This is a genomic window from Thermoanaerobaculia bacterium (assembly GCA_018057705.1).
Taxonomy (GTDB): domain Bacteria; phylum Acidobacteriota; class Thermoanaerobaculia; order Multivoradales; family JAGPDF01; genus JAGPDF01.
In genome coordinates, this window is sequence record JAGPDF010000046.1 from 21109 (window position 1) to 37075 (window position 15967).

The 15967-nt window shown below is 70.7% G+C and carries 3 protein-coding genes; all 3 read left to right on the forward strand.

What is annotated here, in order from left to right:
- Window positions 1–36 precede the first annotated feature (36 nt).
- Window positions 37–2520, forward strand: a complete 2484-nt coding sequence (locus tag KBI44_14155) for a serine/threonine protein kinase (protein MBP9145625.1) — start codon at window positions 37–39, stop codon at window positions 2518–2520.
- A 250-nt stretch (window positions 2521–2770) separates the two neighbouring features.
- Entirely contained in the window at window positions 2771–13471 is a 10701-nt protein-coding gene (locus KBI44_14160) for a DUF11 domain-containing protein (protein ID MBP9145626.1), read from the forward strand.
- A partial coding sequence (locus KBI44_14165) for a hypothetical protein (GenBank protein ID MBP9145627.1) occupies window positions 13471–15967 on the forward strand: 2497 nt, incomplete at its 3' end. The genes KBI44_14160 and KBI44_14165, both read left to right, overlap by 1 nt.

Below are 15967 nucleotides of genomic sequence, written 5' to 3' on the forward strand. Positions count from 1 at the left end.
CTGGTGATCGGAACCGGTGCGAGGGAGAATCGGTCCGTGAGCGACGACGGCACGAACGACCCCGGGAAGGCGGCCTCGGAAGCCGAGGCGGGCAGCTCGCCGGCGCTCTTTCACGCCGCGCACACGATCGACCTGCCGATGGCCGACGGCAAAGGCCCGGCGATCGGGCCCTACCGGATCCTGCAGCTCCTGGGCGAGGGCGGCTTCGGGTCCGTCTACATGGCCGAGCAGAGCGCGCCGATCCAGCGCCGGGTGGCGCTCAAGGTGATCAAGGCCGGCATGGACAGCCGGCAGGTGATCGCCCGCTTCGAGCAGGAGCGCCAGGCCCTCGCGATGATGGACCACCCCGGCATCGCCCAGGTTCTGGACGCCGGCGCGACCGACACCGGCCGGCCGTATTTCGTCATGGAGCTCGTCCGCGGCGAACCAGTGACCGAGTACTGCGACCGGCACAAGCTCGCGATCGCCGACCGGCTGGCGCTTTTCGCCGAGGTCTGTGCCGCCGTGCAGCACGCGCACACCAAGGGGATCATCCACCGCGACCTGAAGCCCTCGAACATCCTGGTCTCCGCCCAGGACGGCCAGGCGCACGCCAAGATCATCGACTTCGGGATCGCCAAGGCGACGGCCGGGAACCTCACCGAAAAGACCCTCTTCACCGAGCATCGGCAACTCCTCGGGACGCCGGAGTACATGAGCCCGGAGCAGGCCGAGGGCTCGCTCGACATCGACACCCGCACCGATGTCTACGCGCTCGGCGTGCTGCTCTACGAGCTGCTGACCGGCACGACGCCGTTCGACTCCCGCCGCCTGCGCTCGGCCGCCTTCGGCGAGGTGCAGCGGATCCTCCGCGAGGACGACCCGCCGCGCCCGAGCACCCGCCTCAGCCAGTCGACCGAGACGCTCACGGCCGTCGCCGCCCACCGCCACACCGAGCCGAAGAAGCTCACGTCGCAGCTCAAGGGAGAGCTCGACTGGATCGTCATGAAGGCGCTCGAGAAGGACCGCCAGCGACGCTACGAAACCGCCAGCGGACTGGCGATGGACATCGGGCGCTTCCTCGCCGGCGAGCCGGTGAGCGCGGCACCGCCTTCGACGGCCTATCGCTTTCGCAAGTTCGTGCGGCGGCATCGAACGGCAGTAGCGGCGGCAAGCCTCGTGGGCGCGGCCCTGGTCGCGGCGGTCGTCGGGATCGCCTGGCAGGCGCGGGAGGCGCGCGCCCAGCGCGACAAGGCCGAGCGGGTCGCCCTGTTCATGGCCGAGATGCTGCGCGGGGTCGAACCGGGCGTCGCCCGGGGGCGCGACACGACGATGCTCACCGAGATGATGAACGCCGCCGCGGCGCGGATCGAGCGCGGCGAGCTCGCCCGGGCGCCGGAGGCCGAGCTCGAGCTGCGCAGCACGATCGGCACCACCTTTCGCGAGCTGGCGCTCTACGACGAAGCCGCGAAGATGCTCGCCCCTGCCGTGCCGCTCGCGCGGAGCCTGAACTCGGGCGACAGCGAGGCGACCGCCGACGCGGTGGGGAGTCTCGCGCAGCTCCTGAACGACCGCGGCGAGCTCGAGGCCGCCGAGCCGCTCTATCGCGAGGCGCTGGCGATGGACCAGCGGCTCTTCCCGGGCGCCGACGCGCGGGTGGCGACCGACCTCAACAACCTCGCGCAGGTGCTCTCCGACAAGGGCGACCTCGCGGCCGCCGAGCCGCTCGCGCGCCAGGCGCTCGAGATGCGGCGGCGGCTCTACCCGGGCGACCACGAAGATCTTGCGGAGAGCCTCAACAACCTGGCGCACCTCCATCACGGGCGGGGCGACGTCGTCGGCGCCGTGACGCTCTTTCGCGAAGCGCTGGCGATGAGCCGACGGCTCTACCCGGGCGATCACCCGCGGGTGGCGGGAGGGCTCAACAACCTCTCGGTGGTACTCAAGAACAGCGGCGATCTGGCGGGTGCGGAACCGCTCGCCCGCGAGACGCTCGAGATGCGGCGGCGGCTCTTTCCCGGCGACCACCCGTATGTCGCGACCGGCCTCAACAACCTCGCGCTGGTGATCCAGGAGCGCGGCGACCTCGTAGCGCCCGAGGCACTCTACCGGGAGTCGCTGGCGATGCGCCGGCGCCTCTACCCGGAGGGGCACGTGAGCATCGCGACCGATCTCAACAATCTCGCCGGTCTCCTCCTCGAGCGGAACGAGCCGGCAAGTGCGGAGCCGCTCTACGCCGAAGCCGTCGAGCTCTACGAACGCACCCAGGGTGCGGGCTTCTGGCGCACCGGCATCGCCCGCCAGGGCCTGGGGCGGAGCTTCACCGCTCTCGGCCGCTTCGCCGCGGCCGAGCCGGAGCTCGTCGCCGCGGAGAAGATTCTGTCGACCGCCCAAGGTGTGCCCGCCGGCCGCCACGCGCGGTCCGTGGAGGCGCTGGTGGCGCTCTACGAAGCGTGGGAGAAGGCCGATCCCGGCCGAGATCACGCCGGCGAGGCCGCCCGGTGGCGGCAGAAGGTCGCCGGCGTCCCCGCGCAGCGCTGAGCGGAGCTGCGGTTGCGTTAACGTTCGACCCGGCATCCGGTGCCACTTCTCCGGCGCTTCCAGGTCAGCTCGAACTGCGGAATCTGCGGCGAGCGGCATCCGCTCCACGGCCTCGCTACGCAAGGAATCTTCGGGCGGAGTTGCGCCGCTCTTCTGCCCGCACTTTGGACCGTGCCTTGACGATATGAAACTCGTGTAAGGATGGACTCCCCAAGGAACGGTTTTTCTCTGCTGGTGGAAAGTGGTCGTTATGAGCGCACGCCTGTCGGTGGGCGGTCTGTCTGTGGGAAGGAAACGATCGACGCGGGGGACTCGGCCGCGTCTCGCATGGGCGCTCGCGGCCACGGTCGCCGCCGGGCTGTTCGCGCCGGTGGCGTCGCTTGCCGATGCGCCGCCGCTGCCTTCGAGCCGCTTCGGCTCGGTCGAGGTCGCGGGCGCGCCGGCGGCACCCGGGACGCTCGTCGAGGCGGTCTTCGGTGGCGGCACGATCGCCAGCGCGGCGGCCTTCGCCGACGGCGGCAGCCGCTACCGGCTCGACGTCCCGGGAGATCGGCCCGAGACGCCGGAGGTGGAAGGTCCCACCCCCGGCCAGTCGTTCGAGATCCGGATTGCCGGCGCGCCCGCGACCACGGCAGTCTGGACGGAGGGGACCTTCACCGCGCTCGACCTCGCGGCGTCGGCCGGCGCCGACCTCGCCATCGCGATCTCCGACGGACAGAGCTCGGTCTTGCCGGCACAGGTCCTGACCGTCACCCTGACGGCGCAGAATCCCGGCGGGACGGCCGCGAGCGGCGTCCGTCTCGCCGCCGGCCTGCCTGCCGGAGCGCAGTTTCTGTCTTCGGGTGACGGCGGCAGCGTCGTCGCCGGAGAGGTCGTCTGGCCTCTGTTCGAGCTCGCTCCAGCGAGCTCCGTCACGCGCTCGTTCTCCGTGCGCCTCGCCGCGACCTTCGTCGCCGGCGTCGAAACGATCACGACGACCGCCCGGATCGCGCACGACGGTGCCGCGGGGGGCGATCCGCAGCCGTCGAACGATCTGGCGAGCGACGTCGACGCGCTCGCGGCGACGCCCGATCTCGTGGTCACGATCGATGACGGCAACACGTCGGTGGCGCCCGGCGCGACCTTCATCCAGCGCCTCCGGGTCACCAACGCCGGGACCCAGGGCGCGACCCAGGTCGCCCCGACGGTCAGCCTCCCCGCAGGGGCGGTCTTCTACTCCGCGAGCCACGGCGGGGCGCTCGCCGCGAGCACGGTGACCTTCCCGGCGGTCGCGCTGGCCGCCGGGGAGACTCTCTCGCGCGCCGTGACCCTGCGCCTGCCGGCCGATCTCCAGCCGGTCGTCACCGAGCTCGCGGTCTCGGGCGAGGCCCACGACGACGGCGCGAACGGCGCCGACCCGACACCGGGCGACAACTCCGCGACCGACCTCGACATCGTCGCGCACGCCGCGGATCTCGCGGTCGAGATCATCGCGGCCTCATCGGCCCCGATCGACCCGCAGACGCTCGCGATCTCCGGCGAGGTCCAGGTCGATTTCCGGAATCGCGGCACGCTGCCGGCCGGCGGCTTCACGGTGGCGGTGTTCGAGGATCTCGACCGCGACGGCACGTTCTCGCGCGCCACCGATCGCATCGTCGGCGAGAGCGCGGTCGCCGGAGCTGCCGTCGGCGAGCTCGCGAGCCTCGCGGTCGCCGTCGACGGCGTCGTCGAGATGCGCGACGCCCGGCTCTTCGCCATGGTCGATGCCGACGGCGCGGTGGTCGAAATCGACGAGGGCAACAACGTCGGCAGCTCGGGAGAAGCCTGTGGCACGCCGGGGGATCTTTCCAGTCTGAATCCCGTCGTCGAGCTCGCCTGGCCGCCCGCAGGCGGTCCGGCCTACGAGCCGCTCTCGGTCGATTCGCTCTCGACCCCCATCGTCGTGCAGCTGACCGACGACAACGGCGACGGCGTCTGGGACGAGCAGGACTTTCCCGACATCGTCTTCGTCACCGCGAACCTCGCGCCGACCTTCCCGCCGGAACCCGACATCGTGCTGCGGGCGATCCGCGGCGACAGCGGCGCGGCGCTCTGGAACGTGCCGGGTCTCTTCACCGTGCCGCCGTCGTTTTTCTCGATGAGCGGTCTCGCGGCGGGGGACATCGACGGCGACGGCAAGCCCGAGATCGTGACCTCGGTCGTCACTCCTGACGGTTATGGCTTCCTCCAGGCCTACGAGCACAACGGCGCCTTCAAGTGGCGGAGCCAGAACTACGACACCCATCCGTTCGGCTCCGGCACGAGCAACCGCGACAACCCGTCGCTCGCCGATCTCGACGGTGACGGCGACGTCGAGATCGTCGTCGGCGCCCACGTCTTCGACCGCGCCGGGCACCGCCTCTGGGCGGGCACCGGCGGCCAGGCCTACCAGACCCAGCGCAACAACCAGATCGTCGGCGGGGCGATCTCGGTCGTCGCGGATGTCGATCTCGACGGACTGCAGGAGATCGTCACCGGCAACACTCTCTACCGCTTCGACGGCACGATCGCCTGGCAGCGGCCGGAGACCGACGGCTATCCGGCGGTGGTGAACGCCGACTCCGACCCGCAGGCCGAGATCGTGGTCGTCTCCCGCGGCTTCGTGCGCCTGCACGACACCGACGGCACGCTCCTCTGGGGCCCGCTCGAGATGCCCGGCTCCGACCCGGAGTCGGGCGGACCGCCAGCGATCGGCGACCTCGATGGCGACGGCGAACCGGAGATCGTGGTCGCCGGCTCCGATATCCTCTGGGCGCTGCACCTCGACGGCACGGCGCTCTGGCAGGCCTCGACGCGCGACTATTCGTCCTCCCAGACCGGCGCGACGCTCTTCGACTTCGACGGCGACGGCGCCTACGAGGTCGTCTACCGCGACGAGCGACGCCTGCGCATCTATCGCGGCCTCGACGGCGACGTCCACTTCGAGCACATCCTGTCGTCGACGACCATGGTCGAGATGCCGGTGGTCGCCGATGTCGATCGCGACGGCAACGCCGAGATTCTCGTCACCAGCGACCACGCCTGGGACTATCCCGTCCCCGGGGGCGAGCGCACTGGCGGCCTGTTCGTCATCGGCGACGCCTACGACAACTGGGTGCGCGCCCGGCCGATCTGGAACCAGCACGCCTACGCGATCGACAACGTCACCACCAGCGCCGGTATCCCGGCGCACCCGGCGTGGGGCTGGCTCGAGCACGAGACGTTCCGCGCCAACGCCGGTCCGACAGCGATCGAAAGCGCCGGCACTGACGTCACCGCCGGGCGGCTCGTCGTCGACGGCTCCGCCCTGCCGCTGGTGCGCGCGACCGTGCGGATCGGCAATGCCGGACCGAACCCGATCGCGACCGGCCTGGAGGTGGCTCTCTTCGATGGCCCGCCGTCGCCCGAGACGCGACGCGCGACCGGGACGGTTCCGGTCGGCCTCGCTCCAGGGGCCTGGTTCGACCTCGTTCTGACCTTCGACGCCGGCGCCGGTGTCGGCTCCGACCTTTCGGTCCTGGCCGACTCTTCCGGCCGCGAGCGCGAGTGCAACGAGGAGAACAACCGGATCTCCGCCGCGCTCGATGTCACGGCGCTCGGCCTCTGGCTGACCCTGGACGACGGCACTTCCGCCGTGGCGCCCGGAGATGTCGTCGAGTTCGAGCTGACGGTCCGCAACGCCTTCGCCGCGACGGCCACGGGCGTCGCCCTGACGGACAACCTGCCCCCCGGAATGCAGTTCCTCGCCGCGAGCGACGGCGGCAGCGAGGCCGGCGGCGTCGTCAGCTGGCCGCCGTTCGCCCTCGCGACCGGCGCCGCAGTCACCCGCACCGTCAGCGTGCGGGTCGATCCGGCGCTGCCCATGGGCATCACGGTACTCGCGAATGCGGCCGTCGTGACCGACGACGGCGCGAACGGCCCCGACCCGACGCCCGAGAACAACCAGGCCGTCGATGTCGACCAGGTGGTCAGCGTCGTCGCCGATGCCGGCGGGCCGTATGCCGGCGGCGAAGGGCAGATCCTCCTCTTCGACGCCAGTGCCTCGATCGACCGCGACGGCGGCGCGCTCAGTTTCGCCTGGGATCTCGACGGCGACGGCGCCTACGACGACGGCACCGGCCCGACGGCCTCGCGCGCCTTCGACAACCAGGGCCTCTTCACCGTCCGGGTGCAGGTGACCGACGACGAGGGCGAGATCGACAGTGATGCCGCCACGGTCACCATCGGCAACGTCGCTCCCGCCGTCGTCGCTCCGGCGGCGATCGCCGGCGCGGAGGGGGCGGGCGTCGATCTTGGCGGCTTCGCGGTCGTCGAGCCGGGGAGCGCCGACACGCTGACGGCGACGGTCGACTGGGGCGACGGCACCGTCGAGCCGGTCGCGATCGCGGCAGGGACTGCGCAGGGCGAGCATGTCTATCCGGAGGACGGGGCTTTCACGGTCGAGCTCTGCGTCGACGACGGCGACGGCGGCGCGGCCTGTGCGGCGGCGCCGGCGGCGATCGCCAACGAGGCGCCGCTGGTGCGCCGGAGCGGTGACTTCGATCTCGCCGGTTGGCAGCGCGAGGAGCTCGGTGGCGGGGCGACCACACACTGGGCGCTCACGGCCGACGCTCGCGCGGTGACCCAGGACTGGAACGGCGAGCCGACCTTCTACGTCGGCGACCTTCCGGCCTACGGCTCGACGGAGATCACGCTGCGCGTGAACGACAACGGCGACGACGATTTCGTCGGTCTCGCCATCGGCTTCGAGGCCGGCGACACCGCCCGGCCGACCGCCGAGTACCTGCTCGTCGACTGGAAGCGGGGAGATCAGACCGGCGCCCGGCGCGGCCTCGCGCTCTCACGTGTCGTCGGCATTCCCTCTAGCGGCGAGCTCTGGGTGCATCAGGATCTGGATTCGAACGGCGCCGGCAACGGCGTCGCAGAGGTTCAGCGCGGGGCGCATTTCGGGGCGCTCGGCTGGCCACGTCAGACCGAGATCCGGCTTCGGCTCGAAGCGACTCCCACCCGCCTGCGCCTCTACGTCGACGGGCGGCTCGAGCTCGACTACTCGGGCGCGGTGCCGAACGGCAAGCTGGCGCTCTACGACTTCTCGCAGGCACGCGCCCTTTTCGGCGCCGGGGTCGCGGACAGCTTCCTGAGCGGGCGCGAGGGTGAGCCGCTGGCGCTTCGCGTGGCCTTCAGCGACGCCGGCGTTCTCGACACCCACACCGCGACCATCGCCTGGGGCGACGGCGATTCGACGCCCGGAACGGTCTCCGAGGAGGAGGGTCAGGGCGAGGTCCTGAGCGAGCACACCTACCGCGACGACGGCGATGGCGCCCTCGCGGTCTGCGTTACCGACGACGAGGGGGACGAGCACTGCGCCGACATTCCGGTGGCGATCGACAACGTCGCCCCGGTCCTCGCCCTCGCCGTGGTGAGCTCCGGTTTCGTCGAGGAGGCGGTCAGCCTCGCCGGTTCGTCGTTCACCGACGCCGGCGTCGACGATACCCATCAGGTGACGGTCGTCTGGGGCGATGGCAGCACCGAGAGCCTGCCGGTCGCCGCCGGTTCGGGAGGTCCCGGAAGCTGGAACTTTGACGGCGCGCATCTCTACGCCGCGCCCGGCAACTACGAGATCGAGGTCTGCGTCGTCGACGACGACGGCGGCGAGAGCTGCGCGACCCGCAGCCAGACCCTGGTCTACCGGGCGCTCGACCTGCGTCTCGCGAAGAGCGTCCTGCCGGTCGAGGCGCGGCCCGGCCAGAGCGTCGTCTTCACCCTGCGGGTGGAGAACGGGGGCACCCTGCCGGCAGCCGGAGTCGTCCTGACGGACTTCCTGCCTGCAGGTCTGACCTTCGTGAGCGCGACCCTCGGTGGCGTTCACGCCGCCCCCGCCGGAACCGTCTCCTGGAACCTGGGCACGATGGCGCCCGGAGCGATCGTTTCGCCGACCGTGACCGTGCAGGTGCCAGCGACGGCGCCGTTCGGCGCCACGGTCACCAACACAGCTCAGGTCGGGGACGACGGTGCTTCGGGTCCTGACGCGAGTCCGGCCAACAACCTGGCGAGCGCCGCCCTGCGCTTCTCCGACGCCTTGACGCCGATCGTAACGATCTCCGGCGGCGCCGCGCCCTGGAGCGGGTCGGAGGGCGCGCTCCTCACGCTCTCCGGTATCACCTGGGGCGACACCGGCAACCAGAACCATAGCGGCACGATCAGCTGGGGGGATGGCCAGACCACGACGGCCACCCTTCAGCCGACGAGCGGCACGACGGGAAGCGTCGTCGGCGGTCATGTCTATGCCCAGGACGGCACCTACACCGTGGAGATCTGCGTCCGCGACTCGACGGCCCGGACGGGCTGCCGGAGCGCCTCCGCGACGATCGGCAATCAGGCTCCCGCAGTCATCGAGCCCGGCGCGGTGACGCTCACCTCCTGGATCGAGGAGGAGTGGGAGGGCGCCGACCCCTCGGCGCTGTGGACCGTCGCCGCCGACGGACTGAGCGTCTTCCAGTCGGTCAACAGCCAGCCGTCGGTCTTCTTCAGTCCGCTGCCGGCGATCGGCTCGTTCCTCGAAGGGACCATCCGGGTCGAATCGGCCGGCAACTGGGACGACGACTTCATCGGCTTCGTGCTCGGCTTCGAGGCCGGCGACACCCTGAATCCGGATGCCGAGTTCCTCCTCGTCGACTGGAAGCAGCAGGACCAGAGCACCGCCCTCCGCGGTCTCGCGGTCTCGCGGGCCCGCGGCATCGTCGGGGACCATGTCTGGGCGCACTCGAGCTCGCCGGACACCGGGATGGGCGTTTTCGAGCTCGCGCGCGCGGCGACCCTGGGCCGGACGGGTTGGGCCGACGGCCGGGAGTACCGCTTCCGCTTCGAAACCGCCGGCGACCGGCTGAAGATCTGGGTCGACGGCGTTTTGCAGTTCGATCTCGCGGTCGCCGTCCCGGCAGGGAAGTTCGGCTTCTACAACTACTCGCAGCAGGCCGTGCGCTATCGCGGCTTCAACACCGGTCTGCAGCAGCGCTTCGAGGGCGAGGCGTTCGAGCTTGCGGCGCCGTTCACCGATGCCGGCGTTCTCGACCTGCACAGCGCCACCGTCGACTGGGACGACGGCGCGAGCGCCGAAGCCGACGCCGTCGCCGACGACGGTTTCGGCGTCGTCGCGGCGAGCCACGCCTACCCCGACGACGGCGACTTCCTGATCGAGACCTGCGTCGAGGACGACGGCGAGGCCTCCGGCTGCGGTCAGTTCCCGCTCCTCGTTCTCAACCTGCCGCCAGCGGTCACGGCGGCGGCCGATGCCGGCGGATACGCGAGCCTCGAGGAGCGCTTCGCCCTCGCCACCTTCACCGATCCGGGAGTGCTCGACAGCCACCTGGCGACGGTCGACTGGGGAGATGGCAGCCCCCTCGCGGGGGCCGAGGTCGACGAGGACGGCGGCTCCGGCAGCGTCGCTGCGAGTCACACCTACGCGGTCGCCGGGAGCTACCCGGTCACCGTCTGCGTGACCGACGACGACGGCGCCTCGGCCTGTGCCGGGCTCACGATCGGCGTCGGCGCTGCTCCGCCGACCCTGCGTGCGGAGAAGACCGCCACGGTCTTCGACCGCGACGGCGACGGGCAGCCGTCGCCGGGCGACGACATCGTCTACCGCATCGAGCTCTTCAACGACGGCGCCACCCCGGCGACGGGCGTGCGCCTGGTCGATCCGGTGCCGGCCCACACGACGCTGGTCGCGGGCTCGGTCTTCCCGGAGGCCGGTCTCCTCGACATAGACCCGTTGACCGTCGAGCTCGACCCGATCGACCCCGGCAGTTCGCTCCTCGTCCAGTTCGCGGTCACGATCGCGAGTCCTTTGCCGTCCGGGGTGTCGGAGATCGTCAACTCCGGAACCGTGACCTCGGCGGAGGGGCCCGCCATCGCCACCGACGACCCGGCACTTCCCGGCCGGAGCGACCCGACGCGGACCCCGGTTCACCTTTCGCCCGGCCTCGGCGCCACGAAGTCGGCCGCCCTGGTCGACCTCGACGGCAACGGCGTGGCGAGCGCCGGCGACGAGATCGAATGGACGATCACGGTCGGGGCGAGCGGCGATACCGCCGCCGGCGGCGTGCTGGTCCAGGACGCCATCGCAGCGCATCTCGAGCTCGTCCCGGGCTCGCTCTCCGCGCCCGGCGCGCACATCCTGTCGATCCCACCGATCCCGCCGAACCCGCCGATCACCCAGAGCGCGCCGATCGCCCTGCTCTACGACGCGATCCCGGTGGACGCCTCGGTCGAGATTTCGTACCGCACGACGATCGATCCGGCGCTGCCGGCCGAGGTCGAGACGGTGGCGAACCAGGCGACGGTCCTCGCGACCGGCGTCGATGCCCTTCTCTCGGACGATCCGGCCACGCCGGTCGCCGCCGACCCGACTGTTGTCGAGGTCTACGTCGACCCGACGCTCAGGGTCTCCGGAGTCTCCGTGGCCGAAGGAAACGCCGGGTCGACTCCGATCGCCTTCCCGGTCACGCTCGACCGCCCGGCCCGTCTCGTGACGACGGTCGCCTGGACGGTCGAAGGGGTCACCGCGGTCGCCGGCGAGGACTTCGTCGCCGCCTCGGGGACGCTCGCGATTCCGGTCGGCGCCGCCACGGGGGAGATCGTCGTTCAGGGGATCGGCGACCTCGTGGTCGAGAACGATGAGCTGCTGCGGCTCGTCCTCTCCGCGCCGGTGCACGCCGAGCTCGCCGTGAGCGAAGTCTTCGCGACCCTCCTGAACGACGACACCGCGACGCTCGCGATCGGCGATGCGACGGTCGAGGAGGGCGGGGTCGCGACCTTCACCGTCCAGCTCTCGACGCCGAGCAGCTTCCCGGTCAGCGTCGACTTCGCCACCGCCGACGGCAGCGCGGTCGCGGGAGGCGACTACACCCCGGTGAGTGGCACGCTCCTCTTCGCGCCGTTCGAGACGATGCAGTCGATCACCGTCGCCACGGTCGAGGACGCAGTCGCCGAGCCGGCGGAGGCGTTCACCGTGCTGCTCGCGAACGCCCTCGGCGCAACGGTGGTAGACGGCTCCGGCAGCGGAACGATCCTCGACGACGACACGGTTGTCGTTTCCATCGCCAACGCCGCGGTCGTCGAAGGCGATAGTGGGGACGTCGAGCTCGCGCTCCCGATCACCCTGTCGGCACCCTCCTTCGGCGCGGTCGAGGTCGACGTCACGATGACCGCAGGGAGCGCCACCGAGGGCTCCGACTACTCCGCTGTCGGCGGGCACCTGACGATTCCGGCGGGGGAGACCGCCGCCTGGGTGGTTCTCGTCGTCCACGGCGATCTCCTCGACGAGGCCGACGAGACCGTCGAAGTCACGCTCTCGAACGCGATCGGCGCGACGCTCGGTACGGCGACCGCGATCGGCACGATCGAGGACGACGACGAGGCGGCGGCCGGCTGTCTGGGGCCGAACCTGCTCGTGAACGGCGGCGCCGAGAGTCGGCCCGAAGGCTGCGAGGTGCCGGGCTGGACCGAAGTGGCGGGCGATTGGTGGGTGCGCCATGCGCCGGCCGAGCCGCTCGCGGCCGAGGGAGAGCGCTACTTCGTTGGGCGATCGGGCGAGAGCGAGGACGATGACGACGACGGTCACGGCCACGGTCACGGCGATCTCTGGGCGGCGACGGGTGGCTCAGGCGACTCTGGTGGTTCCGGCTCCAGCTGCGAGGACGACGATCACGACGACGACCACGAGGACCTCGGCCTGCAGACCCTCACGGGGGAGCACGATGACGATGACGGCGGCTGCCACGGGGGCGACGACCTCACCGCTCTGAACGGCGGCGGGCACGGCGGCGGTGGCGATGACGACGAGGCTTGCGTCGCGGAGCTCGCGCAGACCGTGAACGTCGGCGCCTTCGCCGCCCGGATCGACAGCGGCGCGCAGGCCTTCGCTTTCTCCGGCGCGGTCCGCACGGAGTTGGGGGATGGCTCCGCCCGGCTGCGATTGACGGTGGAGTACCTCCCGGCGAGCGGTTCGACGGCTCTCGAGACCTTCGACACCGGCTGGATCTGGAGCGACGGTCTCTGGATGGCCGTCGCGGACGAACGGACCGCACCCACCGGCACACGCAGAATTCTCGTGCACCTCTACGTCGAAGGCGACGAGGAGGAAGACGACGACCACGGCGGCGACGGTGGCGACCTCGACCTGGGCCCGGCCCACGGCGGCGACGACGATGATGATGACGGCGAGGACGGCGCTCTGGGGCTCTTCGACGCTCTCGAGCTCCGGCCGGTGGACACGACGGTCATCACCGCCCGCGACCTCTTCGAGTACGAGGGCCAGAGCGGTCTGCACGACGCCTGGGTGCCGCTCGACGTCTCCTGCCCGGCCGATTTCGCGATTGGCCTGACCTACGCCACGGCCAACGGCACGGCGCGCGCGCCGGGCGACTATTCGTCGCGCAGCGGGTCGCTCACCCTGCCGCCGGCGTCGATCGGCTCGACGATCCCCGTGCCGATCCAGGGCGACACAGTCGACGAGCCGGACGAGAGCTTCGAGCTGCGCTTCTCGGGGGCGAGCCTGGGCGACGCCGTGCTCTTCGATCCGGTGAGCACCGTCACCATTCTCGACGACGACTTCTGCCGGCGCTCGCCGGGCTACTGGAAGACCCACCGCTCGAGCTGGGCGGTCGATCACCTGCTGCTCGGCGCGACCGACTACGACGACGACGCGATGATGGACTTCCTCGAGTACGGCGGGTCGGACGGGGCGACGCGCCTCGGCCGGCATCTCGTGGCGACGAAGCTCAACCTCGCCAAGGGCTCGCACCCCTGGATCCAGCCGACGGTCACCGCCGCCGATCTCTTCCTGATCGCCCATCCCCCCGGGAGCGCACCCTCGGGGGCAGCGCTCACGGAGGCGAACACCATCAAGGATCTACTCGATTCGTACAACAACTCCGGATGTCAGGTGCCTTGATGATCGCCTCACGATTCAGGAAGCTGCAGCAGACGACCGCCCGCCTCCTCCTCACGCTCGGCCTCCTGCCCACCGGACCGGTGATGGGGATGGGGGCGGTGGCACCTCAAGATCTCGGGCTGCAGATCACGGAGTCCGCCTCGAATCTGGGGCCGCACATCCGCCTTGCGAAGCGGACGACCAGCCTCGAGCTGGCAGAACAGTTTGCGCGGCAAGCCGCGCGGGGGGCGTGGCTCGGCATCTCCGCGAAGGTCGACGGTGTTGTCCTGCCAGCGAAAATCTTCGGCAAAGGAAAAGACCTGCAGGAGCGGGCCGTCCGCGGCGCCCTCGAGGCGCTGCAGCGGGGTACTTCCTTTACCAGCAGCTTCTTCTCTGCCGACTCCACCGACTCCACCGCCTCCACGACCCCCCTCGGAGCCACGAGCGCTCCGACCGCCGCCCCCCGCGCCGAAGGCGCAACGGGCGCCGGCCAGGCGCCGCTGACGGACCTGCCCGAGGGCGCGATCCCGCCGCCGCCGACACCGCCGGATGCGAATCCGACTTCATTGAAGGGAAGCCAGCCGGCCGCTGGGGTTGCGCCTCGCGCTCCGCGCTCCGGCGCGGGGGCCGGGTCCGTTCAACCGATGGTCGCCGTTCCGGTAGTGCCAGCTTTCAATCTGCTGTCCATTTCCTGGCAGCCCAACGATCCCTCTCCAGGCGCGGTCTTCCTGCCGATCGCGAGCGCGGTGCGGCGGGTTTTCGCCTTCGACGCCTGCGACACCGCCGATCCGTGGAAGGTCTGGGATCCGGCGAGCCCGGGGACCTCGGATCTGACCGCGATCACGCCGACGAAAGGCTTCTGGCTCGAAGGGCAGGGGAGTGGGACGCTCCCCGAAGGTGGCCCCGAGCCGACGACGACTTCGATCCCGCTCTGCCTGGGGTGGAATCTCATCGGTTACCCCGCCGGCTCGGCGCGGCCGGTGGCGACGGCTCTCGCTTCGATCGCCGGCCAGTACATCCGCCTCTTCGGCTTCGATCCGACCGACAGCGCCGACCCGTGGGAGGTCTACGACGTCGCGGTGCCGGTCTGGGCCAACGACATGACGGAGCTCCGTCCCGGGCGCGGCTACTGGATCTACATCACCGAGGCGACGACGCTCACGATCTCGAACGAAGAGGAGCTCCCCGACGTCGCCATCCTCTCGCCCGCCGACCTCGCCGAGGTCACCGGCCCGGCGCCGATCGTCGGCACGGTGCGCTCGCCGGAGCTCCAGAGCTGGACGCTCGCCTACCGGGCGGTGGGGGATTCGGACTGGCTTTCGCTCGGCACCGGCACGACGCCGCTCGAGGCGCAGACGCTCGGCACCCTCGACCCGACGCTGCTCGAGAACGGCCTCTACGAGGTGCGCCTGCGTGCGGTGGACACCGCGCTCAACTACGTCGAAGAGACGATCGCGCTCAACGTCGAAGGTCAGCGCAAGATCGGCCACTTCGCGCTCGCCTTCGTCGATCTCGAAGTGCCGCTCTCGGGGATCCCGATCCAGGTGATCCGCGGCTACGACAGCCGGCGAGGGCACCGCAAGGGCGACTTCGGGCAGGGCTGGGAGCTCGAGGTCAAGGCCGGCTCGTACCGCACGAACCGGCCCACGGGCGACGGCTGGAACATCGCGCAGGGCTTCCTGCCCTGCGACACCGCGCAGGAGAGGAAGTCGCACATCTCGACGGTGAAGCTCTCGGACCGCGAGGTCTACCGCTTCCGCCCGGTGCTGACGCAGCTCGCGCCGGGCGTCGGCGGCTGCTACGGCATCGCCGGCTTCGCGTACGTCGACGGCCCGGTGCCGGGAGCGACGCTGCAGGCGATAGCCGGCACCAACATCTTCTGGGCGACCGGCAGCAGCCAGCTCCTGTCCACAGAAGGCGGCCTCTACGACCCGCCGCAGGTGCGGCTGACCACCCGTGACGGAAGAGCCTTCGAGGTGAACCGCACCACGGGCGTGACGAAGATCGCCGATCCGAACGGCAACGCGGTGAGCTTCACTACCGGCGGCATCAGCCACACGAGCGGTGCCAGCATCACCTTTGAGCGTGACGCGCAGAACCGCATCACGCGGATCGTGGACCCTGAAGGGGAAGATCTCGTCTACGTCTATGACGCCGCGGGCGATCTCACGAGCTTCACGGACCGCACCGAGGCCGAAACGACCTACACCTACTCGGGGAATCACTACCTCGAGGAGATCCACGGTCCCCTCGGAAGAACCCCGATCCGCAACGAGTACGGCCCGGACGGCCGGCTGACGAAGCACGTCGACGCCTTCGGCCACGAGATCCTCTACGACCACCAGCTCGCCGCGAACCGCGAGATCGTCACCAACCGCCTCGGCGCTTCGCGCCAGCTCGACTACGACGCGCGCGGCAACGTCACGCACGAGGTGGACGAGTCGGGCGTCGAAACGACCCGGACCTTCGACGGCAACGACCAGCTGCTGACCGAGACCGACGAGCTCGGGAACACCA

What these genes read in the sequence shown, in the direction of transcription:
- KBI44_14160 (MBP9145626.1), top strand. Translation starts at nt 2,771, where the DNA reads ATGAGCGCACGCCTGTCGGTGGGCGGTCTGTCTGTGGGAAGGAAACGA.